Genomic DNA, 23101 nt, shown 5'->3' on the forward strand with positions numbered 1-23101 from the left:
GACACGGCTGCCATACGTTCGCCGCCGCAACCCCTAAGAAACGGATTATTCCCGGGAAACATATGTTATGAAAAAAAATCGCATGAACAAACGTGCCGACCTGCACGAAGAGCACGTCAGCAGGTTCGCTTTGGACGAGCTCCCCGGGCTTCCCCAAACAACCCTGGTCGCCGAAGACGAGAGGCTGGCAAAGGCCCTTGGAGCCGAATTCTGGAGCCGCTGGTCCTCTGGCGAGCGAGCCGGCCAAGCCTGGCCGTCCCCGGGCCCCTTTGATGCGGCCACCCTGCGGTTGCCCAAAGGGCGCCTCGCCGTGGAGATGGCGGTTCACGCCCTTGGCGGGGCCCTGGCCCCGGACGGCGAACTCTATATCTATGGTGCCAACGACGAGGGAATCAAGTCCGTTCCCAAAATGCTTGCCGACCTTTTCGACGAGATCGACACCGTCAGCTACCGCCAGAAATGCCGCCTTATACAGGCCAAAGGCCCCAAAAAAATGAAGGCCTCCCTGGCACAGTGGACACAGCACGGCCAACTGGCCCTCGACGGCCAGACCCTGCCGTGGGTCACCTACCCGGGCCTCTTTGCCAAAGGCGGGGTAGACGAAGCAACGGCCCTGCTTCTGGACGGCCTTGACGTCCAGGGGCGCGTCCTGGACTTCGGCTGCGGAACCGGGGTCCTCACCGCGGGCCTCCTTGCCCGGGGTGCCAGCCACGTGGACGCATCGGACGCCGACGCCCTGGCCGTTGAGGCCACACACATCAATGTGCCCGAGGCCCACACCCACCTGGGCGACGGATGGCATGCCCTGGAGGGGCAAGGGCCATGGGACATGATCGTCAGCAACCCGCCCATCCACAAAGGGGTCTCCGAGGATTTCGGCATCCTGGAAGCCCTGATCCGGCAAGCCCCGGGCCGCTGCAACAGCCTCACCCTGGTTGTCCAGCGTCAGGTCCCGGTCAAGAGGTGGCTTGAGGAGAGTTTTTCCAAAGTCACGCGATTGAAAGAGAGCCCCAGGTTCCACGTCTGGCAGGCAAGGTGCTGAAGAGTTGCCAGACAGATATGGCCTCCGGCGGGTCGTTTTTTTGAAAAAAAGCTCCGCAAAAAACTTTTGTAATGTGAAAAAATGAAAATTATTTCGGCGGAGCGTGGAAAGGCTTGCTTAAGACCTGTTTGTCAAACTTTTTAAAAGTTTGCCCCCCGGCAGGGCCGCCGGAGGCAGTGTGGTTAAATCCACAATGGACATGTAACAAAAGCGTATCCTGTGACGTCGAAGCTTGTGAGCCAGCCCGCAGACCCATAAGGGTTTATGTCGGGCGAAGCCCGAGCCGAAGGCCCTTGCGCTTTGGCCCGAGGAACGAGGGACAAAGCGCAAGGGCTATATGCTTTCGAGGTGGCTCACCTCGCCGCCGGAGGCCTGCTTTTTCCACCCATTTTAACCATAGAAGGCACACCATGAGACTGGATAAACTGCTGGCCCATTGCGGGTACGGCACACGCAAAGATGTGAAAGCGCTTCTCAAACGCAAGCAGGTGACGGTTCAAGGAGAGGTCGAGACCAGCGCCAAGAGGCAGGTGGATCCCATGGATGTGCTGGTCAACGGAGAAAAGGTCGAGCTGCCTCCCACAGAGGTCCACCTCATGCTGCACAAACCCGAAGGCTATTCGTGCAGCCACAACCCGTCCGAATCCCCCCTGATCTACGACCTGATTCCCGAGATATGGCAACAGGCCGAACCCAAATCAGCCGGGCGACTGGACCGCTACACCTCCGGCCTGCTCATCTTAAGCACCGACGGACAGCTCCTCCACCGCCTGGTGCACCCCAACAAAAAAGTGGGCAAACGCTACCGCGTCGTCTTTGAGGGCACCCTGGCGAAGGACGCGGTGGCCCAGGTGGAAAAGGGCCTGCCCCTCCCCGACGACGACCGCCCCTGCCTCCCCGCCACCCTGACCCTCAGCGACCCGGACGACTCAGGAAGGGGCCGCGCTACACTCCTCATCCACGAAGGACGCTTCCACCAGGTCCGCCGCATGTTCGAAGCCCTGGGCGCCAAAGTCGTCAAACTCCACCGCGACCGCATCGGCAGCCTCGAACTCCCGGAAGACCTGCCCGAAGGCCACTGCCGCGAACTCACCGAAGACGAGATCCATGCCATGACCGAAGACGAATAAAAAAGCGTGCCTCCGGCGGCAAGGTGGGGGCACCTTGACACCCCATGGCGAATGCATGGCGGCAACCATTCGGCCTTCGTTATCGAGGCATTCGCGTGATGTGTACCATCTGGCAACGGTCTTTGCAGGAGAGACCCGTTTCATTCGTCAAAAACACGATGAAGAACGTTTGGGGTTTGCTTGACTTTAACCGGAATAACTCCGGCAGTGAGGTGAGCCACCTCGAAAGCTGGTTGCCGCCATGCTTTCCCCCTCGTTACCCGGGGTGAAGCATGGCGGCATTTTTGTGGGGTTTGTGCGTGTTCTCATGCCGCAGACACTTCGCAATGCAAGCCGTTCAAAAATGCCGCATCAGCCCCTTCTGGAGCGCCGCACGCCTGTGCGGCTTTTTTACTGGTGCGATACGTATGCCGCACGGAGTGCGGCGCTCCAGACCCTTAGAGAATGACACGGGCAAAGCCCATCAGCGAATGTGATCGGCCTGAGGAACGAAGGCCGGGAGCATTCGCGAACCTGGGTGGCCAAGGGATCAGCCCTTGGCCACCGAAAGTTTTTTGTAACTATTCAGCTCAAAATTGCCTCCGGCGGCCCTGCCGAGGGCCAAACTTTTAAAAAGTTTGACAAACAGGTCTTAAGTAAGCCTTCCAGGCTACGCCGAAACAATTTCGACATTTTCGCACCCGCGCTACGTTTTGATCGCCCTGAAGGGCGATCAAAACGTAGCGCGGGTGCCTTAGAAAAGTTTTTTGCGGAGTTTTTTTTTAAAAAAGCGACCCGCCGGAGGCATAGCTGAATAGTTACAGTTTTTTTCCGTTTTCTTACAGGCTTTCAGGCGGAAAGGTGAGCACCTCGTCGATGGTCTCGGCGCCGCAGAAGAGCATGGCAAGGCGATCCATACCCAGGGCAATGCCGGCCGAGGGGGGCATGTGGGGCAAGTCGTTGAGAAAGGCTTCGGGGACGGGCCAGGTGGATTTGTTCAGGCGCTTGCGAAGGGCCACTTCCTCTTCAAAACGCTTGCGCTGCTCGTCGGCGTCGGTGAGTTCGGTAAAGCCGTTGGCCAGCTCCAGGCCTTCCACGTAGAGTTCGAAGCGCTCGGCAACCGAAGGATCCGACTCTTTCCTTTTGGCCAGGGCGGCCATGGGGGCGGGGTAGTCGCAAAGGATCACCGGGGTGTCGCCGCAGAGGCGAGGCTCCACCTCAAGGCCCATGACCTCGTCGAACCGGTCTCCAGAAAGGGCCTGGTCCATGGGCTCGGAGCCATAAAGAGAATATGCGTCCTTGACGGTCAGTCGTTTCCAGGGCCGATCCAGGTGGATGGAATGTCCCTTGACCCGAAGGGTGGTTCCCAGGCCCAGGTCCTGGGCCACAGCAAGGAAGAGCCCTTGGCAGTCGGCCATGAGGGACTCGTAGTCCGCGCCGGGGGTGTACCACTCCAGCATGGTCATCTCCGGGATGTGCTTTGCTCCCCGTTCCCCTTTTCTGAACGCCTTGGTGATCTGGAAAATAGGCCCGGACCCGGCGGCCAGGAGCCGTTTCATGCACAGCTCCGGCGAAGCCTGGAGATAACCGTTTCCAGCCTCCAGGGGGTCGATGTGGGCCTCGGGGATGGGAGCCGGAACCCACAACGGCGTCTCCACCTCCAGGTACCCTTTCTCCTCAAAAAAACGGCGCACCGAAGCTGTAATCTGCCCACGTCGGCGAAGGTTTTCCATATGAATCTTCATGGCGGGATCCTTTAAATGGGGTAGAGTCGATCGCCCCAGATCACCTGGCCGATGATGCGCAGGGAGTTGGCTTCTGCCTCGTAGGCGGGGTACTCATCCCGATTCTTGGAGATGATGCGGACCCGGCCTTCGGGGAGCCGTTCCAGCTCTTTGATGATGATGGTGTCTTCAAAGCCCAGGGCAAAGATGCAGTTGTTTTTGATCTTGCGACGGCCCAGGTCGATCATCACCGTGGCCCCGTTGCGGATCTCAGGGTCCATGGAGTCCCCGGAGACGCGCATGAGCACCAAATTTTTCGGGGAGGTGGCGATGTTGGCGATAAAGCGCTTTCGAAAAGCGTAGTAGTCCCGGATGCGCTCGCTGGCCATAAGAGAACCGCCCCCGGCCGAAAGTTCCGCCTCCACCATGGGGACCCAGTTGTAATTGTCGGTGTTGGGTTCTTCAAGGACGGGGACCGTGAACTCGCCGCCATTTCGACCCACAACGCCTTCGGCCGAAAAGGTGCCGTCGCCTTCCACAGCCAAAGCCCCGCCGTGGGTTCCCTGGCCCAGGAGCAGCCAGTCCAGAGAGCATCCGAGGACCTCGGCCATGCGTACCAGCACATCCCCTTTGGGTGAGCCGCCGTACTCGTAATTCTGTACGGTGGTGGTGGTCACACCAATTTTTTTCCCTAACCCGGCCTGGCTCAGGCCAAGTTTTTCACGTGACATCTTAAGACGATCACCAAATTCCTGGTTACCCGTCGAGGTACCCGCCCCGTGACCGCTTCCCTTACTCCCTGCCGGATAGGGCTCCTGGCTGTTTTTTTCATTATTTTTCATGGTTATGCCTCAGGGGGCCACCACACGCACATCTTTTTGTGTGACACCCAATTTTATTGTTGATAAACCAATGTTTATTGGTTATTCTTTTCCAAACTTTGGACGTAACGGCCCAACCGTACCACAATTCCTTTGGTTATACCAACCATGAAACCCCGACGGCCCGGCCAGGCGCCCGAACTGTTTGGTGACGTACACACGGAACCCATCCATCACCCGAAGCACTGGAGACACACCTTGAACAAGCAGCCCCTCACTCCCGAGACCTTTTCCCCCGACATGATGGACACCGACCACATCATGGACGCCATGGACCCCGTCATCCGAAGCGCCCCCCGTATCTGGCCCGCCCTTCTCACTGAACTTGTGGACGTACTCACGGACCACCTGGAAACCCGCGAACACATGGACCCGGACCAGGCCATGACCCACGCCCAGGACATCGTGGTGGTCCTCTCCCACCACCTGGGCGGCCGCAGCATCTACCTGCCCCGGGACGACCGCCTCAAGCGGGCCATCCGGGACGCGGCCATCTACAACGCCTTCACCGGCGACAACCACCGGGAGCTGGCCGCAAGGAGTAAACTCACCACCGCCCAGATCTACAACATCATCAAAAAGCAGCGCGCCCTGCGCCAGACAAAAAGCCGGGAACCCCTCGCCTGGTCCTGATCCCATTTAATGCCCCATGATGGGCACGCTTCGCTTTGCCCATCCGACAAAAGCCACGCGCAACATGTTGGATGGGCAAAGGTGGTGCCGTGCCCATGGGGCACGGCGGTTGGCGCATCGCCCCATATATTTTTGGTTCCTGCCCAGCATCACCCCTTATGAAGTACCGCTCCCACATGGTCATCCGACGGCTCACTGCCCGATGATGGGCACGCTCTGCTTTGCCCATCCTACGAAAACCACGCGCTACATGTAGGATGGGCAAAGGTGGTGCCGTGCCCATCGGGCACGGCGGTTGGCGCATCGCCCATATATTTTTGGTTCCTACCCAGCATCACCCCTTATGAAGTGCCGCTCCCACATGGTCATCCGACGGCTCACTGCCCGATGATGGGCACGCTCCGCTTTGCCCATCATACGAAAACCACGCGCTACATGTAGGATGGGCAAAGGTGGTGCCGTGCCCATCGGGCACGGCAGTTGGCCCATCGCCCCATATATTTTTGGTTCCTACCCAGCATCACCCCTTATGAAATGCCGCTCCCACATGGTCATCCGACGGCTCACTGCCCGATGATGGGCACGCTCCGCTTTGCCCATCCTACGAAAACAACGCACAACGTGTGAGAACAACCAACCTTGCCATGCTTCCCTTTTTTTAAACCCTTCAACCCCACCTCCATCCCATGCCGTGGTTTACTCTGCACCGCCCCTCCACGGGCAAAAATCGTAAAGCACCCTGCTTTTCAACCAACATCACCACACATCCCAAGGAGACCTTATGGAGCAGCACCCCACTGATTACGCATCCCTCCGGTTCTGGTTCAACATCGTCCAGTACCTCATCACCCTGGCCGTGAGCCTCTACGTCTGGTTCAACTCCCGGCTCAATGCCAAGGCCCAGGAACTCAAAGAGCTCGCCCGACGGCTTGATAAGGCAAAAACTCAGATGGACGGGCGAATCACCCGCCTGGAAACCGACATGGCCCACGCCCTCTCCCACGAAGACCTCGCCGCGGTCTACGACCGGCTCAACGACATGGCCGAGCAGGTGGCCGGTCTCTCCGGCAAGATGGACGGAGTCAAAGGTGCCGTGGACATGATTCAGGCCCACCTGCTGAACGACCATTAACAAAAAATGTCCCGCCCTGTTTGCAGTGAAACGTTTGAAACCCAACGATACCGGGGGTTGCGTAGAATGGCACCCATCAGTGAGCGATCAACCCCAAAAACCTGACGGAGTGAGACAACATTCCGTCATCCATAAGGAGAGCCCCATGCACATCGCATCTTTGCTTCGCGCCATCTGCGCGGACCTCACCCGCACTTTTCCCGGACTGGCCGCGTGCACCCCCTGCCTGGGCGACCTCGCTCCCGAGACGATCCCTGAAGGCGGAGACGACGGGCCCCGTGCCTGGATCGCCCTTGCCGGAGCCGATACCGCCCAGGAGACGGCCACCGGTGAGTGGGACCTTCCCCTCTCCCTGGAGGCGGTGATCGCGGGCCCCGTCACCCCGGACGCCACCCTCCTCAACCTGGTGGAAGGACTCCTTGCTCATATTCCCGGCACCACCTGGGGGTTGGCCAGCGCCCACCCCGCCGGGGGAGTCGAGGCCAGGGGGTGCCCCTCCCACCCCCTGGCCTCCGGAGAACGGGCTGTCTGGACCCTCACCTGGAACCAGATGCTGCGCCTGGGCGAATCCCTCTGGACCTCCCCGGCGCAGCATCCCACCCGCCTCTTCACGGGCCAGGCCCCCAACATCGGCCCGGGCCATGAAGACGACTACACAACCCTGGAGGTGACCCCATGATGACCGAACTGGAGTACCGCATCGCTGAACTGGAACGACGCCTCCGAAGCCTGCTCCTCGTGGGCACGGTCCAGGAACTGGATGAAAAAACAGCCCGCGTCCGGGTGGCGTCAGGGGGAATTGTCACGGACTGGCTTCCCTGGCTCACCCGCCGGGCAGGCCCCGACAGCCAGTGGTGGGCCCCGGAACCCGGAGAACAGGTGATGCTCCTTTGCCCCTGCGGGGACCCGGCCCTGGGGGTGGCACTTCCCGGCATTCCCAGGGACGCGTTTCCTGCACCCGCAGACGTTAAGACCGTTCACCGCACCGCTTACCAGGACGGTGCCGTCACCCAGTACGACCGGGAGGCTCATGCCCTCTCCGCCACCATCCCCGGCACCATGGAGGGCACATGCAACGGAGATGCCTCCCTCACCTCCGGGGGCAAGGTAACCGTCAAAGGATCCGGGGGCATTATCCACGACGGAGACGGCACAGGGGCCTGCCTGGGCACGGTAAACGGACACTGCCTCTGTCCTTTTACAGGCACCCCCCATGTCCACGTGTCCGCAAGCGTCACCTCAACCAAGTAAAGGAGGCCACATGGCCATGACAGCCAAAGGCATGGCAGACGCCATCCGAACCCGACAAGGAGCCCTGGAGCCGGTACAGGCGTCCGATCCGGCACAGGCCCAGGCCTTTGCCCAAAAAAGCCTGGAAGCCCTGTGCCAGGGCATCATCGACGAAATCACCGCCCACGCCGTGGTCACAACCACCTCCGGTGCCCCGGATGGCGAGCACTCCGGCAACATCTCATAAGGGCAAGCCTCCGGCGGCCCTGCCGGGGGCCAAACTTTTGCCAATTTAGATGCCTTGGGTTTGACAAACAGGTTTAGCTCAATTTCCCACAAGCCTTCGCGAATGTCCTCGCCCTGAGGAACGAAGGGAGAGGGCATTCGCAACCTGGGATCCAGGGGTGGCGAAGCCACTTAGGCCAAAAAACCCCTGGCCGCCGGAGGCACGCTTTTCCTGCGCACCTTAACCAGAGAAAGCAATTTTAAAAGGAGAAACAATGCCCGACACGATCCCCGCCGTGGGGATGGACGCTGAAACCGGCGCCCGACTCTCCGGTTACGACCACTTGAAACAGAGCATCGGCGACATCCTCTCAACGCCCCTGGGTTCCCGGGTCATGCGGCGGGACTACGGCTCCCGGCTCCCGGAGCTCATGCACGCCCCCATGACCCCGGGGCTCAATGTGGAGATCTTCGCCGCCGTGGCCGAAGCCCTGGCCACCTGGGAAACCCGTTTTCGCCTGACCCGTGTGGAGTCCGTCTCCGCAGGGCCCGGCCAACTCACCCTCAGCCTGCGGGGAGACTACCTTCCCCTGGGCAAGGAGATCCTCATGGAAGGAGTGATAGTCCAATGAGCCATGCCCTGCCGACCATTGACCTGACCCGGCTCCCGGCCCCCGACGTTGTCGAGGAACTGAGCTACGAAACCATTTTGGACCAGTGGAAAGCCACGTTTCGAGACCACTGGGGCCATGCGGAAGACGCCCCCCTGCTGGACCTGGAGTCCGACCCCGTGGTGAAGCTTCTGGAAGCCGGTGCCTACAGGGAACTTCTGCTCCGCCAGCGCATCAACGACAGCGCCCGGGCCGTGATGCTCGCCTATGCCGTGGGCAGCGATCTTGACAACCTGGCCGCCCTTACCCCGGCTGTTCGAAAGGTGATCCACCCCGGGGATCCCAATGCCGTCCCCCCGGTGCCCCCTGTTCTGGAGAGCGACGACGAATTCCGGCGACGCCTCCAGATGGCCCCGGAGAGTTTTTCCGTGGCCGGGCCCGAAGGTGCCTACCTCTATGCTGCCCTTAAGGTGCCCGGATGCCGGGACGCGTCCGTCACCAACCCCGGCCCCTGCAAGGTGGAGGTGACCGTGCTGGGCCGAGAAGGAAACGGAACCCCATCTGACGCAGTAGTCCAGGCGGTGGAAACGGCCCTTGCCGACGGCGATGTGCGGCCCTTAACCGACGAGGTCACCGTAAAAAAGGCAACCATTTTACCCTACGCCATCCATGCCACCCTGGCCTTTTACGACGGGCCGGACACCCAGGTGGCAACCAACGCAGCCCGGGATGCCGTGAAGGACTACGTACGATCCCACCACCGGCTGGGAGACGGCATCACCCTCTCAGGGATCTATGCAGCCCTCCACCAGCCCGGGGTACGCAAGGTCACCTTGACGAGCCCCACGGCGGACATTCCTGCCCTCGCCCACCAGGCCGCCTACTGCACGAACCTGGAGGTAATCGCATGAGCATCCTGCCTCCCAACAGCACCCGGCTGGAACGGGCCCTGGACGCAGTGCTTGCTGCCCGGCTGGAGAGCCTGCCCGTGCCCACGGGCCACCTCTGGGACCCGACCACGTGCTTAAAGGAAACCCTGCCCTGGCTGGCCTGGGCCCTGTCCGTGGACACCTGGGATCCTGCCTGGACCAAGGACCAGAAGCGACGGGTCATCAAAAACAGCCCGGCCCTCCACCGCACCAAGGGAACACGACGCGCCGTGGAAGACGCTCTTTCTGCTTTGGGCTTCCGGGTGGAGGTCGAGGAATGGTGGGAAAAGTACTCCGAGGAGAGTACCCCTGGCACCTTTGACCTCGTGGTGAAGGTACCCGCCGGATACGCCGTGGACAACGCCACCTACGATGAGGTGTCTGCCCTGGTAAACCGTGCAAAAAACGCGCGGAGTCAGTTAAGAACCATTTCACTGATCCCCGAGGGCCTGACACAAAAGCCTCTGTTTTCGGCGGCCACGGCCTCGGGCATCGTCACCACAATCTACCCCCTGGGCCGCATCGGCTTAGGGGACGACGTCAGATAAAAGGAGCATCATGTCAGATTTCTACACCCTGTGGACCGACGCCGGGCTGCAACAAATCGGCGCCTCGATTGCCCAGGATAAAAAATTTACCATGCCGACGGCGGTGGTGGGAGACGGTGGCGGCAACCCCGTGATTCCCACCAAGGGAATGACCGACCTTAAAAGCCCTGTATGGGAAGGCCCCATCTCCAGCATCACCCAAAGCCGCACAGACGAGAATGCCTTTGTCTACGAATTTGCCGTGCCTTTGGACGCGGGCCCCTTCACTGTCCGTGAGGTGGGCCTCAAAGACGAAAGCGGAACCCTGTGCATTGTCGGCAACTTCCCCGACACCCCAAAACCTGTGGCAGCAGATGGATCAGGGCGGGACATGGTCATCCGCATCCCCGTCCACTTTGAAAATGCCGACAGCATCAGCCTCACAGTGGACCCGCTGGTGGTGGCCAGCAACGGGGACGTGGATCGAAAGATTTCTGCCCACAATAAGCATGGAGAATCACATCGGGATATCCGGGAGGCACTTGATGATAAGACGGATCAGGCTACGGAAACAAAGCGCGGCACGGCAGCCATTGCCACCCAGGATGAAGTGGATGCAGGTGAAAGCGCGGTGAAGGTGGTGGTGCCTGCGAGGCTCAAGGCGTGGTGGGAGTCGGTGAGGACGTGGGAGAATATCAAAGAGAAGCCGATAGTATTTCCACCGTCACCCCATACACACACTCCGGCCCAAGTCGGCCTTGGAAATATCCCCAACGCGATAAGCGATTCAGTAATAAATGATTCAAGCGAACATCTTGCTACCTCTGCGGCTGTAAAAATTGCTCATGATATGGCGTTAGAAGCTAACAACTATCGGTCTGGCGAAAATGCCTATGGATGGTGGGAAATACTTCCTGACGGAACAATTTTCCAAGGGGGGAAAGTGGACCCACCTACATGCGTCCCAACGGCAAAAGTTGATGTGACGTTCCCAATAAGATTTCCGAACAAATGCGAAACATTAACCGCAGTTTCAGGCGTATCATCAAGCAATTACAATGCTCATTCAACATATCGAAAAAGCAGGGCTTATACTTCGTATGGGGCACCCACCAATGGAGGATGCCATGGTCAATTATTCATTGATAACTATTCGGGTAATGGCCGAATAGTCTGGTGGTTTGCAAAGGGGAAATAAATGACACGATACATTGATCGAGAAACACACTGCGAGTTGATTCCCGGAATCCATGAAGTAACTGACGCTCTGAAATTCCCTGATGGACATTTTTTGTTTCGACCTATTCCCGAAGATAAATGGCTTATATGGGAGAATGAAACCCCTGTATTGCAAAGCATATCAGCAACAATTGCCGAACTAAAAGAGACTCTCCGATTTGAACGCGACACCAAGATTTCAGAGGCATACAGCCCCGCCATCCAACAACTCACACGCTGGATAGACAACAACAGGGATGCCCCAGATGCCCGGGCCTACTATACCCGGCAGCGGAATGCCTGGCACGCCTGGGCCGATGCCCTGTGCACCCTGCCGGACCAGCCCGGATTTCCCTGGCCCGAGGGTGAGGTACCCTGGCCGGAGCAGCCCCCCAGGCCGACACCATACGACGCAACCAATAACGGTTAACCGCCGGATTACCGGCACCCACGAGAGATATCAACACACAAGGAGACAAGCATTATGAGCGAAACATTCCTGCACGGCATTGAAACCATTGAGATCGACGACGGCACCCGGCCCATTCGCACCGTCAAGAGCGCGGTCATCGGCCTCATCGGCACGGCACCCGACGCCGACAATGCCCTTTTTCCCGTCAACACCCCTGTCCTGATCCCCGGTACGCCCAGGGCGGCAGCTCCCCTGGGGGACAAGGGCACCCTCAAGGCGGCCCTGGACGCCATCTTTGACCAGGCCGGAGCCATGGTGGTAGTGGTGCGCGTGGACGAAGGCGCCGATGACGCAGCCACCCTCACCAATGTCCTGGGCGATTCGTCCACCGGCACCGGCGTTCATGCCTTTCTGGCCGCGGAAAGCGTTGTCAAGGCAAGCCCCCGTCTCCTCTGCGCCCCCGGCTTTACCGGCACCCGCACAGGAGATGACGCCAACCCCGTGGTGGCCGAACTCCAGGGCCTGGCCGAAAAAATGCGGGCCGTTGTCATTGCCGACGGCCCCAACACAAACGCCACCGATGCCATCGCCTATCGGGAGACCCTGGGCAGCGACCGCGTGTTTGTGGTGGACCCTGGCGTCAAGGTGTGGGACCCCGCCACCAAGGCCAATGCGGTGCAGCCCGCTTCGGCAAGGGTTGCGGGCATGATCGCCAAACGGGACGCGGAAAAGGGCTTCTGGTGGAGCCCCTCCAACCAGCCCGTCAACGGCATTGTGGGCACGGCGCGGCCCGTGGCCTTTCACATGAGCGACCCCGCCTCCGAGGCCAACCGCCTCAATGAGAAGTGCGTGGCCACCATCGTTCAGAAGAACGGCTACCGCCTCTGGGGCAACCGCACCACGGCCACCGACCCCATGTGGGCCTTCCTCTCCGTGCGCCGCACCGCGGACATGATCTACGAGAGCATCGAGGAAGCCTTCCTCTGGGCCATGGACCGGCCCATGAGCGCCAACCTCGTTCTGGACATCCAGGAGAGCGTGGGCTCCTACCTCCGGCACCTCAAAGCCGTGGGCGCCATCCTCGGCGGCTCCTGCTGGCTCGACCCTGAGCTCAACAGCCAGGAACAGCTCATGGCGGGCAAGCTCTACCTGGACTTCGACATCGAACCCCCTGCGCCCCTGGAGCACCTCACCTTCCGAGCCCACAGGGACAACGGGCACTACACCGAGCTGGTGAACCAGGTTCTTTCTGCCTCATAACCAGGGGATATATCCCCTGGACCCCAAGTTCGCGAATGCTCCGTCCCTTCGCTTGTCGCGCCGTAGCCCATTGACGTTGAGCAGGTAACAATACCTTGCCATGGACGAAGGCGGATTCCTCAGGGGCGTCACATTCGCTGACGGGCTTCGCCCGCGGAACATCACCGGTGGTGACATAACCGCGCAACTATCCATCACCCGACTCTGCCTGAATCAGACCGGGTCATAACCCCAACACACACAGGCCCTTCCCAACATCCCCACGAAATGGGGCCGGGAGAGCCTTACCCAAACAAGGAGACACCTTATGTTGCCTAAAAAATTAAAGAACTTTACCGCCTTTGTGGACGGATTCGGCTACGCAGGTAAGATTACCGAGCTCGAACTCCCCAAGCTCACCCTCAAAACCGAAGAGCTCCGCGCTGGCGGCATGGACGCCCCTGTTGAGGTGGACATGGGCATGGAAAAGCTCGAAGCCACCCTCACCTTTGGTGAATACAGCGAAGCGATCTACAAAAAATTCGGCCTGGTGAACGGAAAAGCCGTGAGCCTCACCCTCCGCGGTGCCCGCCAGAACGATGAAGGCACCGATGAGATCATCATCAACCTCCAGGGCGGCTTCAAAGAACTGGACGCAGGCTCCTGGAAAGCCGGGGACGACACCTCCCTCAAAGCCTCTGTGGCCCTTCGCTACTACAAGCTCACCATCGCGGGCACTGTCCTCATCGAACTCGACGTGGAGAACATGGTCCGCAAAATCAACGGCGTAGACCAGCTCCTCGAACAGCGCCAGGCGTTGGGATTTAAGTAAATAAGGTTAAACGCCTCCGGCGGCCCTGCCGGGGGCCAACCTTTTGCCTGATTTATAAAAATCGGGTTTGCCAAACAGGTTTTATATATGGTGTCGGCTGTGCTGGTGAAACCGGCATACCCTGAACGGCAGCGCCCCATGTGTTCGTTTAAGGAGCGCCGCACCCAAAAAAAGCCGCACAGGAGTGCGGCGCTCCAACTATCTTGGCTCACCACGGGCCTTTTACGAATCCTGAAAAGCCGACAGCCACCGTAGGACATCTCTCAAGCCTGCGTCTGCCTCAATAAACACACGATTGAATCGACTCTATTTTTATATAAGGAGACACCCATGAACACCACCACCCTCACCCTCACATTCCCCGTGACCCTCAACGGCATCGAAACCACGGCCCTTTCCATGCGACGTCCCAAGGTGCGGGACATGCTCATTGGAGAAAAAAAAGGCAAAAGCGACGCCGAGCGCGAAATCCACGTCTTTGCCAACCTCTGTGAAGTCACCCCGGACCTCATCCAGGAGCTGGACATGGCGGACTACGCCGAGCTCCAGAAAACCTACCAGGATTTTTTATCCTAAGCCCGTCCGCAGCCAGAGCCCTCACCCTCGACATCGCCACCCACACAGGCTGGGGGTTGGGCGAGCTTCTGGAACTCGACGGCGAAGAACTCCTGGCATGGCACCAGGCCCTGAGGGAAGCCCTGGAATAACGACGGGCTTAAAAACAGCCTCCGGCGGCGAGGTGAGCCACCTCGAAAGCGGATTGCCGTTGCGCTTTGTCCCTCGTTCCTCGGGTCAAGACGCAACGGCCTTCGGATCGGGCTTCGCACGAAGCATATTAACCCGGCAACTGAATACCCAACACAGGCCAACGTAAAATCGTTACACGACAGTTATGCGTCTAACCGCCGGGTTCATATAACTCGAAGCGATCTCCGGGCTAACTAAAGAAACCGACATAAACTTTACTGTTGGGCATGGGCTTAGCCCGTCAGCGAATGTGCAAGGGTGAGGAACGAACCCCGGAGCATTCGTGATCCTGGGCCTGCCCTGCTTACTGAGGAAAAACAGATGGCATCCACAGACACGCTCACGCTCCCCACGGGCACCTCGGCCGCACAGGCCATGGTGGCCGCGGGTGAAGCCGTGATTGATCAGATCAGCCGCGTTGGGCAAAGCCTTAAGGGGTTCTCCCTTGGCCTTTCCAGTACGCAAGGCGCCACCGGGAAGGCAAAAAAAAACATGCCGGGCGCCGCCCTTACGGCCACTCCGAAACAACCCAAAACGCCCGTGAGTGATGCCTTAAGCTCCCTTGCACCCATCATCACGGACCTGGGCAAGGCGGTGGCCCCCCTTCAAGAGACCGGAGAACTGGCACAGGAAGCCTGGGAAAAAGCCAAGGGCGGTGTAGGCTCGGCTTTCGCGGCTGTTAAGGCCCTCAGAGGAAAAACAAAGGACAGCCAGCCCAAAGCAGATTCACAGGCACCAGCTAAAACCGCCAAGACAAAGCGACAGAAAAAACCGGGTAAAACGAAAAAAGAGGCCGGTGACGCAGACGGTCCTGCCAAGCCCGGCACAGCCCTTGAGCGTGTGACAGCGGCGGCCTCCAAACTGGGCTCGGCCTTTACGGTCATCACCGAGAGCGCAGACACGGCGGTTGAAGCCTGGGACAGTGCAAACGAAGGCATGGACGCGGCGCAAAGCGCCCTGGCATCCCTGCAACAGGGCTTGGGAGACGCCGATACAGCACCCGACGGAAGCATCCTTCAAAGCATTCAAGCCACGGCAGGTTCCTTTCAATCAGCCCTGGGCTCCATCCAGGAGTTGGGTTCCGGGGAGATCACCCTACCTGCAAGCCTTGCCCCCCTGACCACCGTGGTCACTGATTTCGGTGAGGGCCTGGAATCCATCCAGGACAAAGCGGCCACCGCACAGGAGGTCTGGAGTAGCGCCAAAGAAGGCGTCGACGCGGCCAAAAATGCATGGGCATCCCTGAAACAAGGCTTTGGTAAAAAATCAGCCAAAAACGGGGAGGATGCTGAGAATACGGAAAACCCCTCCGGCACGCCCGGATCCGTGTTCCAGGGCATCGGGACGGCGGCCTCTTCCTTCCAGACCGCCCTGGGCTCCCTCAAAGGGCTGGACACCGGCGACATCACCCTACCTGCAAGCCTTGCCCCCCTCACCACGGTTGTCACCGATTTTAGCGACGGGTTGGGATCCCTTCAGGAGAAAGCGGCAAGCGCCCAAGAAGCCTGGGACAGCGCCAAAGAGGGTGTGGACGCAGCGAAAAACGTGTGGGCAGGCCTAAAACAGGGACTCGGCGGGTCAAAAAAGGGTGAAGAAAATGCATCGGGCAAGGCCGGGGGAAAAAGCAAAAAAGCACCCGGCGACATCTTCCAAAACGCAAAAAAAGCCACGGCCGCCTTTGAGACAACCCTGGGGCGCATCGGCCAGGTGGCACACATGGACCTGGGCCTTCCTGCGCAATTTGCCCCCCTGCAATCCATGCTCTCCAACGTGGGCAGCGGCATCGACGCCGTTCAGGAAAAAGCCGAAACCGCAAAGGCCATCTGGGGAAACACCAGACAAGGCCTGGACATGGTGAAAACGGGTCTCACCACCATGTCCGGCATGGGCGGCCCCATCGGGGGCGTTGCCACCAAGCTCCTCTCCATGGGCTCGGGAGTCAAGGCCCTGGGGGGCACCTTCATGGGCTTTGCAGGCAGAGTGATCCCCATGATGGCCGGAGGCATCCGCGCCCTGTCCGCTGCCTTCATGGCCAACCCCATCGGCATTGCCATCGCCGGGATCGCCATGGCCGCGGTGCTCATCATCAAATTCTGGAAACCCCTGGGTGCATTTTTCAAAGGGCTCTTTGGGGGCATTATGGGGTTAGTCAAAGGCGTCCTGGGCTGGCTCATGCCCACCTTCAAGGTCATCGGCGCTGTCTGGAAAACACTTTCAGGAATTTTTTCCAGGAAAAAGAAATCCGAAGGTGAAGAGCCCAAGGAGAAAGAGGCACCTCCCAAAGACAAAAAGAGCGCAAAAGCTGCAGGAAAGACCAAACCGGGTACGGCCCTTGCCAAGAGCACCGGCGGAGCACGCATCGGCAACACCCCGAAACCGGGGAGCACGGCATCAAAGCCCAAACCAGTCCGGAAGTCCAAGGTGAACAAACGCCAAAAGGCATCCGGAGGCCCCGACAAAAGGGCACAGGCCACCAGGAATAAATCAAAAAAACGGACCTCTGCCGGCGGCGGCCCCATCAACATCTATGTCTACGGCGCCGAAGGGCAATCCACTCGGGAACTGGCCCAGGAGGTCCTGCGCCACCTGAAACACGAACAGGCACGGAGGCTTTATGACTAAGAACCTGACCAAAGAGGAAAAAGAAGAGCAGCGCGTCAAAGAGCACCTGATGATGGCCCTGGGTGGCTACAAGTTTGCCGTGGACACAGCGGCCTATCAGGAACTCCGGCGCACCACCCCCTACACCTGGACCGAAAAGAGCCGAAGCGGACGTCGACCGGCCCTGAAGTTCACGGGCATGGGCAAGGAGACCATCGAGCTGTCCGGAACCATTTACCCCACGTACAAAGGGGGCCTGGGTCAGCTTGACGCCATGCGCAAGGAGGCAAAAAAAGGGAAACCCCTGCACCTGGCCGACGGGTTCGGCAACACCCGGGGACGCTGGTGCATTGAGAGCATCGAAGAGACCCAGACCTTTTTTCTGCCCAACGGTATCCCGCGGAAACAGACCTTTCGCATGACCCTGTCCGCCTATGGAGACGACAAATGACCCATTACCAGACCAAAGACAACGACATACTCGACGAGGTGGTGTACCGCTTTTACGGCACCACCTGCGGCACGGTGGAAGAGACCCTTGAAGCCAACCCCGGCCTTGCCGCCTGGGGCCCGAGGCTCCCTGCCGGGCTCACCGTAACCCTTCCGACCATCACAGGGCCCGTCACCGAGGCCCCCATCAGATTGTGGGAGTGATATGACACCGGACTACAGAATTGAAGCCAACGGCAAGGACATCACCGACACCGTCAAGGACCGGCTCATCTCCCTGGCCGTTCTGGACGAGGCCGGGCTGCGGTCCGACACCCTCGTCCTGGAACTGGACAACCGGGGCAACCGGGTGATTCTTCCATACGCAGGGGCCCGCATCGAGGTGTGGCTGGGCTATGCGGAGAGCGGCATGGCGTCCATGGGCAGCTTCATCGCCGATGAGCTCAGGGTGGAAGGCCCCGCCGAGACCCTCACCATTGTAGCCAACGCAGCTGACATGACCGAGAGCATCAAGGAGATCAAGGAGCGATCCTGGCACGGAATCAGCCTGGGGGACCTGGTCCGTACCCTGGCCATGGAGCACGGGCTCAGCCCCCAGATCCACAGCAGCCTCGATAAAATCCATCTTGAGCACCTGGACCAAAACGAAAGCGACCTCCACCTTCTCAGTCGCCTGGCAGAACGGTACGGAGCCATGACCAAAGCAGCCGCTGGGCGCCTTCTTTTCCTGCCCAAAGGAAAAGGAGCCACAGCCTCGGGGACGGCCATCCCCCCGGTGCAACTCACGGCAGAGGACCTCACCCGGTGGTCCATGAGGCAGGTGGCCAGAAAGGTCTATCGCTCCACCCTGGCCTTCTGGCAGGACACGGAGAGAGGGGCCAAGGGCCACGCCCTGGTGGGTGCCGGGCATCCCCAGCGGGTGCTCACCGTGCCTGCCCCCACCTCCGAGGTCGCCTACACCAGGGCCCTTGCCGCCCACCGCACAGCCCCGCAAGAGGAGACCACGCTCTCCCTGGAATGTTCCGGCCGGTTCGACCTCATGGCCGGAACGCCCCTGGATCTACGAGAGATCGGCCCGGGCATCAACGGCATGTGGGTGCTGGACCAGGTCACCCACACCCTGAACAGCTCCGGGTACAACATAAGGGCCAGGGCGCGGCCCAAGGCTGCATGATGACTCCCATTGCCTGATGGGCACGCTCCGCTTTGCCCATCCTACGAGGTAACTCCCTGTGACCGGTGGAGAGGTTTTGTAAACATGCAGGATGGGCAAAGGTGGTGCCGTGCCCATCGGGCACGGTATGAAACAGGCGCACCCGGGAACCGGAGAGGTGATTCCACATTTACCGACATGGGGTTCTCACGTCCCGGTGGGATATGCATTAACGACACCGTTGGGATTTCGAACACACGATGGGCACGCCCTGCGACCGGAGGAGAGGTTTTGTGAACAGGTAGGATGGGCAAAGGTGGTGCCGTGCCCATCGGGCACGGTATAAACCGAGCATACCCAGAAGCCGGTGAGGGAACTCCACGTTTACCGACATGGGGTTCTCACGTCCCGGTGGGATATGCATTAACGACACCGTTGGGATTTCGACCACACGATGGGCACGCTCCGCTTTGCCCATCCTACGCGGTGACGCCCTGCGACCGGTGGAGAGATTTTGTGAACAGGTAGGATGGGCAAAGGTGGTGCCGTGCCCATCGGGCATGGCATAAACCGAGCATACCCAGAAGCCGGTGAGGGAACTCCACGTATACCGATATGGGGTTCTCACGTCCCGGTGGGATATGCATTAGCGACACCGTTGGGATTTCGACCAAATGATGGGCACGCTCCGCTTTGCCCATCCTACGGGATGACGCCCTGCGACCGGTGGAGAGGTTTTGTGAACAGGTAGGATGGGCAAAGGTGGTGCCGTGCCCATCGGGCACGGCACAAACCGAGCATACCCAGAAGCCGGTGAGGGGACTCCACGTTTACCGATATGGTATGGGAGGGCCACGGCCGGGGTTTTAGGGAAGGGGAAAGGCAAATCGGGTCATTCACGTGAGGCGAAATTCCGCAGGGTTACCGACAAATTCATTCGCTAAAACGCCATGGAGCGCCACACGCCCGTGCGGCGCTCCAAAACCTATGCCTCCCGAGGCTCGTCGTAGAATGTCTGGCTATCGAGGTCCTGCATGGTGCGGAGGGTGTAGGGGCCGTTTTTGGACTCTTCGAACCACTGCTCTGCCTTGGCACGGCAGGCCGGGCACACTCCGTTGGGGATGTGAACGCCGAAGAGGTGGTGGCCGGTGTCCGAGGAGGAGTCCACCTTGAGGGCGCCTTTGCACTCCCTGCACACGGTGATCTCATCAATCTGCATTTCATAGATCATGTCTGTGTCGTACATGATGTTACGACGACGGCTCACGGTCTTGTGGTTGCCCACGAGCTTGGCCTGCAGGGCCTCTCTCTGGCGCCAGGTGGAGAGGACGGCCTGGCCGATCTGGCGCACCTGCCGGGTGACGTCGGGGGGCTGGGCAATGCGCGCGGCATCGAAGCCCGGCTCTTTGATGCCGGTGTAGTCAAGGCCCGCAAGGGCCAGGATGATCCCGGTGTTGACGTAGGGCAGGGCCCCTTCGATGGAGTAGCCCCCTTCCAGAACAGCGATGTCCGGGCTCAGCATGTCGGTGAGGTCGGCGTAGCCCCGGGCCGAAAAGTTCATGTTGGTAAGGGGATCGGAGAAGTGGTTGTCCTGGCCTGCGGAGTTGATGATGATCTCAGGCTTGAAATCCTCGAGGATGGGCATGACCACGTTTTCAACGGTCCAGAGGTACCCTTCGTCCGAGGTAAGGGGCGGCAGGGGAATGTTCACCGTGGTACCCAGGGCGTTGGGACCGCCCAGCTCTTCGATGAAACCGGAGCCCGGGTAGAGGGTCCGCCCATCCTGATGAATGGATATAAACAGGGTGTCCGGGTCGTGCCAGAAGATGTCCTGGCTGCCGTCGCCGTGGTGGCAGTCCGTATCCACAACGGCCACGCGCCGCACCCCGTGCTTGGCCCTCAGGTACTCGATCATGATGGCTTCGATGTTGATGTTGCAAAAGCCCCGGTTGCCGTGGACCACCCGCATGGCATGGTGCCCGGGGGGACGCACCAGGGCAAAGCCTTTTTCCACGGCCCCTTCCATGACGGCCTTGGCCACGGTCACGGCTCCCCCTGCGCTGATGAGGTGAGATTCGGTGGTGACGCTCTCGATATCCGGGGCGCAAAAGTGCACCCGCCGAATGTCCTCATGGGTCACCAGATCGGGCTTGAACTCGGTGATGCCCTCGATATCAAACAGCCCCTCTTCAAACACCTGGTCCTGGGTGTAGAGCAGCCGCTCCTCCCGCTCCGGGTGGGTGGGATCGATGGCCCAGTCAAAGGCAGGAAAAAAGACCAACCCTGTTTTTCTGTCCGCTTTGATCATCATGCGTGTCCTTATAGTATATGGATGGCTCGCAACGTCGCCATCTGTCTCCTCAATCCTTGCTACTCACCACCGGCTATATCGTACCCATCAATGAGCCCCGGCTTCACCTGGGCCCGCACCCGGATGTTCTTGCCCGTGGTGCGGAAGCCCCGAACCATGTTGAAGGCAATGCTCTCCACGATCTCGGTTTCCGGGCTTGCCGTGCGGCTGCCTGCCTGACGCGCCTTTTCCACCAGGAAATTCCTGGCCGTCTCTTCGGCATCATCCAGGGTGTAGTGATGGTCCATGGTTTTGGAGTAGTTCTCTTCGGGGATGAGGATCACCCCTTTTTCGGTATCGGCAAACAGGGTCACCTCGCAGGTGGTGCGGGCAAGGGCTGCCCCGATGGCGTTGGCGACGCCCCAGCGCGGAACAGGCCGCACGGCCTTGTCCGTGCAGTCTGCAAGGTATCCGGAGAGGGCCTTGGCCGGGCCGCCGAGAAGAAGGATCTCCTCCGGGGCCACCCGGTACCCTTCCATCATCTCGTGGATGGTGTAGACCGGCTTGGCGTTGATCTCGGCCACGGCCTTGCGGGCATGGTCCAGGATGGTGCGGCCCATGGTCTCCATGACCTTGCGGGCCGCCTCTTCAGGGGAAAGGCCCAAAGCCTCTCCCACGCGGCGCATCCCCTCCTTGGCCATGGCAAGGTCCCCTTGGGTGCCGTCGGGGTCGAGGACCACCATGGCGTCCGTGGGGGTTGGCTCCGGGCCGCCGAAGGCCATGGCAGGGCCCAGGCGCTGGGGGCCGATGATCACGGCCCCGTTGTCCACACGGATCAGGCTGTCGCCGCCCAGGCCCACGGAGGTGCTCTTCAGGGAGCGGATCAGGGTACGCCAGGGCCCCACGGTGATGCCCAGGGGCTCCAGTACCGGGGCGCGCTTGACCAGGATGGCGATGTCCGTGGTGGTCCCCCCCACATCCAGAACCAGGGTATCCACCGAATCCGAGGCCCAGGGAATGGATCCCATGACGCTTGCCGAAGGCCCGGACATCACCGACTCGCCGGGATGAATCATGGAGGTTTCCATCTCCATGGTGCCGCCGTCGGCTTTAAGTATATAGATGGGAATGTCGATGCCCTTTTCCTTGAGACTGTCCCGAACGGACTCGTAGAAACGCCGGTGAATGGCGTAGACCGACGCGTTTAAAAAGGTGGTGTGAATCCTGCGGGGAAAGTTGAGCTGCCCGGAAACGGTGTGGCCGGTGAAGACACGCTCGATCCCTTTTTTCATGAGGATCTCTTCCATGCGCTGCTCGTGGCCGGGGTTTCGGGTGGAGAATTTTCCCACCACCCCCACGGTACGAATGCCCTTGGCAAGGAATGAATCGGCAAGGGCTTCCACCGCGTCGCGGTCCAGCCCCTCCACCACCCGCCCGCGATGATCCACGGCCCCGAAAACAGTATGGTACTCCTCACAGCAGCGGAACAGCTTGGGATCAAGGCCCGGCCCCCCCGCCACCACCATGCCCACCGTTTCGAGTTTTCCAGTCACCACGGCGTTGGTGGTCAGGGTGGTGCTGAGCACGATGCGTTCCACCGACGCGGTGTCGGTATCCCGGATCACGCTCTCCAGGCCGGAAAGGATGGATTCAAAAAGGTTCTCGGGGTCGGTGGGCACCTTGGTCTGCCGAATCAGCCCCTCCTTGCCGATGAGCACAACATCCGTGTGGGTTCCCCCCACATCCAGGCCGATAATCATGACTACCTCGTTTCTTTAGAAATTGGGGACTTCGGGGAGGCCAACGCCGTTCGTGCCCACCCAGGCCGCCTGCCGAGCAGCGGCATGTGTGCGAACACGGATGGGGCGGCCATGGTCCCAGGGTCTGAAATCGCCGTACAGGTCTACGGGTTCATCAGATCATGATGAGACGCAGCATCACCCGCAGGCATGGGCATCCATGGTGTAGCGTCGGTGACGGAGCTCCCGGTAAGTCGAACTGAATACTAACGTATCTATAGGAATATGCGTACGGTGTCAACACAGACTCAACCATTGATAAACCCCTGATTACGAACCATTTAACCCTGCGCCGACAAAAGTTCCCTTACCCTTGA

Annotated in this window: 23 protein-coding genes; 19 read left to right on the forward strand and 4 right to left on the reverse strand. The window is 60.0% G+C overall.

What is annotated here, in order from left to right; genetic code table 11:
• Positions 1–67 precede the first annotated feature (67 nt).
• Positions 68–1042, forward strand: a complete 975-nt coding sequence (locus MSL71_RS00415; RefSeq protein WP_180136715.1) for a class I SAM-dependent methyltransferase — start codon at positions 68–70, stop codon at positions 1040–1042.
• A 410-nt stretch (positions 1043–1452) separates the two neighbouring features.
• The gene (locus MSL71_RS00420) at positions 1453–2172 is read left to right on the forward strand and encodes a pseudouridine synthase (RefSeq protein WP_180136716.1); all 720 of its coding nucleotides are present in this window, start codon (positions 1453–1455) and stop codon (positions 2170–2172) included.
• A gap of 818 nt (positions 2173–2990) precedes the next feature.
• Here MSL71_RS00420 and epmA read toward each other — a convergent pair.
• A complete protein-coding gene (gene epmA, locus MSL71_RS00425; RefSeq protein ID WP_246317675.1) occupies positions 2991–3896 on the reverse strand; it encodes an EF-P lysine aminoacylase EpmA in 906 nt (301 codons plus the stop codon).
• An 11-nt stretch (positions 3897–3907) separates the two neighbouring features.
• On the reverse strand, positions 3908–4717 hold the full coding sequence (locus MSL71_RS00430; protein ID WP_281374405.1) for an XRE family transcriptional regulator: 810 nt from the start codon (positions 4715–4717) through the stop codon (positions 3908–3910).
• Between the two features lie 237 nt (positions 4718–4954).
• Between MSL71_RS00430 and MSL71_RS00435 the strand changes: the two genes are divergently transcribed.
• The 17 genes from MSL71_RS00435 to MSL71_RS00515 all read left to right on the forward strand — a co-directional run bounded on the left by MSL71_RS00435 (position 4955) and on the right by MSL71_RS00515 (position 18716).
• The gene (locus MSL71_RS00435) at positions 4955–5389 is read left to right on the forward strand and encodes a Mor transcription activator family protein (RefSeq protein WP_180136718.1); all 435 of its coding nucleotides are present in this window, start codon (positions 4955–4957) and stop codon (positions 5387–5389) included.
• A 781-nt stretch (positions 5390–6170) separates the two neighbouring features.
• Positions 6171–6521, forward strand: coding sequence for a hypothetical protein (locus MSL71_RS00440; RefSeq protein ID WP_180136719.1), 351 nt, complete (start codon positions 6171–6173; stop codon positions 6519–6521).
• A 145-nt stretch (positions 6522–6666) separates the two neighbouring features.
• Positions 6667–7200 carry a hypothetical protein gene (locus tag MSL71_RS00445; RefSeq protein WP_180136720.1) on the forward strand — a complete coding sequence of 178 codons (534 nt, stop codon included), beginning with the start codon at positions 6667–6669 and terminating at the stop codon, positions 7198–7200.
• Positions 7197–7772, forward strand: a complete 576-nt coding sequence (locus MSL71_RS00450; RefSeq protein ID WP_180136721.1) for a phage baseplate assembly protein V — start codon at positions 7197–7199, stop codon at positions 7770–7772. Before MSL71_RS00445 ends, MSL71_RS00450 begins: the two co-directional genes overlap by 4 nt.
• A gap of 10 nt (positions 7773–7782) precedes the next feature.
• On the forward strand, positions 7783–7998 hold the full coding sequence (locus tag MSL71_RS00455) for a hypothetical protein (protein ID WP_180136722.1): 216 nt from the start codon (positions 7783–7785) through the stop codon (positions 7996–7998).
• Between the two features lie 253 nt (positions 7999–8251).
• Positions 8252–8608 (forward strand): GPW/gp25 family protein, encoded by a 357-nt coding sequence (locus MSL71_RS00460; protein ID WP_218950911.1) that lies wholly within the window; start codon positions 8252–8254, stop codon positions 8606–8608.
• A complete protein-coding gene (locus tag MSL71_RS00465) occupies positions 8605–9498 on the forward strand; it encodes a baseplate assembly protein (RefSeq protein ID WP_218950912.1) in 894 nt (297 codons plus the stop codon). Before MSL71_RS00460 ends, MSL71_RS00465 begins: the two co-directional genes overlap by 4 nt.
• Positions 9495–10064: a phage tail protein I gene (locus tag MSL71_RS00470; protein WP_180136723.1), complete on the forward strand. Its 570-nt coding sequence runs from the start codon at positions 9495–9497 to the stop codon at positions 10062–10064. The genes MSL71_RS00465 and MSL71_RS00470 overlap by 4 nt, the downstream gene beginning before the upstream one ends.
• A gap of 10 nt (positions 10065–10074) precedes the next feature.
• Positions 10075–11241, forward strand: coding sequence for a phage tail protein (locus MSL71_RS00475; RefSeq protein WP_180136724.1), 1167 nt, complete (start codon positions 10075–10077; stop codon positions 11239–11241).
• Complete coding sequence (locus MSL71_RS00480; protein ID WP_180136725.1) at positions 11242–11691, forward strand: tail fiber assembly protein; 450 nt, start codon at positions 11242–11244, stop codon at positions 11689–11691. It begins immediately after the preceding gene.
• A 54-nt stretch (positions 11692–11745) separates the two neighbouring features.
• Positions 11746–12933, forward strand: coding sequence for a phage tail sheath subtilisin-like domain-containing protein (locus MSL71_RS00485; protein WP_180136726.1), 1188 nt, complete (start codon positions 11746–11748; stop codon positions 12931–12933).
• 307 nt (positions 12934–13240) lie between these two features.
• Positions 13241–13744, forward strand: a complete 504-nt coding sequence (locus MSL71_RS00490; RefSeq protein WP_180136727.1) for a phage major tail tube protein — start codon at positions 13241–13243, stop codon at positions 13742–13744.
• A 330-nt stretch (positions 13745–14074) separates the two neighbouring features.
• Positions 14075–14320 (forward strand): phage tail assembly protein, encoded by a 246-nt coding sequence (locus tag MSL71_RS00495; protein WP_180136728.1) that lies wholly within the window; start codon positions 14075–14077, stop codon positions 14318–14320.
• A 492-nt stretch (positions 14321–14812) separates the two neighbouring features.
• Positions 14813–17113, forward strand: coding sequence for a hypothetical protein (locus MSL71_RS00500; protein ID WP_180136729.1), 2301 nt, complete (start codon positions 14813–14815; stop codon positions 17111–17113).
• Entirely contained in the window at positions 17106–17543 is a 438-nt protein-coding gene (locus MSL71_RS00505) for a phage tail protein (RefSeq protein WP_180136730.1), read from the forward strand. Before MSL71_RS00500 ends, MSL71_RS00505 begins: the two co-directional genes overlap by 8 nt.
• Entirely contained in the window at positions 17540–17746 is a 207-nt protein-coding gene (locus tag MSL71_RS00510; RefSeq protein ID WP_180136731.1) for a tail protein X, read from the forward strand. Before MSL71_RS00505 ends, MSL71_RS00510 begins: the two co-directional genes overlap by 4 nt.
• A 1-nt stretch (position 17747) precedes the next feature.
• Complete coding sequence (locus MSL71_RS00515; RefSeq protein ID WP_180136732.1) at positions 17748–18716, forward strand: contractile injection system protein, VgrG/Pvc8 family; 969 nt, start codon at positions 17748–17750, stop codon at positions 18714–18716.
• A 964-nt stretch (positions 18717–19680) separates the two neighbouring features.
• Here MSL71_RS00515 and MSL71_RS00520 read toward each other — a convergent pair.
• Both MSL71_RS00520 and MSL71_RS00525 read right to left on the reverse strand, forming a co-directional pair.
• Positions 19681–21006, reverse strand: coding sequence for a histone deacetylase family protein (locus MSL71_RS00520; RefSeq protein WP_343052467.1), 1326 nt, complete (start codon positions 21004–21006; stop codon positions 19681–19683).
• A gap of 59 nt (positions 21007–21065) precedes the next feature.
• Complete coding sequence (locus MSL71_RS00525; RefSeq protein ID WP_180136733.1) at positions 21066–22745, reverse strand: hydantoinase/oxoprolinase family protein; 1680 nt, start codon at positions 22743–22745, stop codon at positions 21066–21068.
• Positions 22746–23101: the final 356 nt, after the last annotated feature.

Source organism: Desulfoluna butyratoxydans (genome assembly GCF_900699765.1).
In the GTDB taxonomy this organism is placed as follows: Bacteria; Desulfobacterota; Desulfobacteria; order Desulfobacterales; family Desulfolunaceae; genus Desulfoluna; species Desulfoluna butyratoxydans.

Coding starts and splice junctions, on each gene's coding strand:
- MSL71_RS00475 (WP_180136724.1), top strand. CDS start 10,075: ATGTCAGATTTCTACACCCTGTGGACCGACGCCGGGCTGCAACAAATC.
- MSL71_RS00520 (WP_343052467.1), bottom strand. CDS start 21,006: ATGATGATCAAAGCGGACAGAAAAACAGGGTTGGTCTTTTTTCCTGCC.
- MSL71_RS00460 (WP_218950911.1), top strand. CDS start 8,252: ATGCCCGACACGATCCCCGCCGTGGGGATGGACGCTGAAACCGGCGCC.
- epmA (WP_246317675.1), bottom strand. CDS start 3,896: ATGAAGATTCATATGGAAAACCTTCGCCGACGTGGGCAGATTACAGCT.
- MSL71_RS00505 (WP_180136730.1), top strand. CDS start 17,106: ATGACTAAGAACCTGACCAAAGAGGAAAAAGAAGAGCAGCGCGTCAAA.
- MSL71_RS00495 (WP_180136728.1), top strand. CDS start 14,075: ATGAACACCACCACCCTCACCCTCACATTCCCCGTGACCCTCAACGGC.
- MSL71_RS00470 (WP_180136723.1), top strand. CDS start 9,495: ATGAGCATCCTGCCTCCCAACAGCACCCGGCTGGAACGGGCCCTGGAC.
- MSL71_RS00415 (WP_180136715.1), top strand. CDS start 68: ATGAAAAAAAATCGCATGAACAAACGTGCCGACCTGCACGAAGAGCAC.
- MSL71_RS00465 (WP_218950912.1), top strand. CDS start 8,605: ATGAGCCATGCCCTGCCGACCATTGACCTGACCCGGCTCCCGGCCCCC.
- MSL71_RS00430 (WP_281374405.1), bottom strand. CDS start 4,717: ATGAAAAATAATGAAAAAAACAGCCAGGAGCCCTATCCGGCAGGGAGT.
- MSL71_RS00490 (WP_180136727.1), top strand. CDS start 13,241: ATGTTGCCTAAAAAATTAAAGAACTTTACCGCCTTTGTGGACGGATTC.
- MSL71_RS00480 (WP_180136725.1), top strand. CDS start 11,242: ATGACACGATACATTGATCGAGAAACACACTGCGAGTTGATTCCCGGA.
- MSL71_RS00450 (WP_180136721.1), top strand. CDS start 7,197: ATGATGACCGAACTGGAGTACCGCATCGCTGAACTGGAACGACGCCTC.
- MSL71_RS00510 (WP_180136731.1), top strand. CDS start 17,540: ATGACCCATTACCAGACCAAAGACAACGACATACTCGACGAGGTGGTG.
- MSL71_RS00420 (WP_180136716.1), top strand. CDS start 1,453: ATGAGACTGGATAAACTGCTGGCCCATTGCGGGTACGGCACACGCAAA.
- MSL71_RS00500 (WP_180136729.1), top strand. CDS start 14,813: ATGGCATCCACAGACACGCTCACGCTCCCCACGGGCACCTCGGCCGCA.
- MSL71_RS00525 (WP_180136733.1), bottom strand. CDS start 22,745: ATGATTATCGGCCTGGATGTGGGGGGAACCCACACGGATGTTGTGCTC.
- MSL71_RS00445 (WP_180136720.1), top strand. CDS start 6,667: ATGCACATCGCATCTTTGCTTCGCGCCATCTGCGCGGACCTCACCCGC.
- MSL71_RS00485 (WP_180136726.1), top strand. CDS start 11,746: ATGAGCGAAACATTCCTGCACGGCATTGAAACCATTGAGATCGACGAC.
- MSL71_RS00455 (WP_180136722.1), top strand. CDS start 7,783: ATGGCCATGACAGCCAAAGGCATGGCAGACGCCATCCGAACCCGACAA.
- MSL71_RS00440 (WP_180136719.1), top strand. CDS start 6,171: ATGGAGCAGCACCCCACTGATTACGCATCCCTCCGGTTCTGGTTCAAC.
- MSL71_RS00515 (WP_180136732.1), top strand. CDS start 17,748: ATGACACCGGACTACAGAATTGAAGCCAACGGCAAGGACATCACCGAC.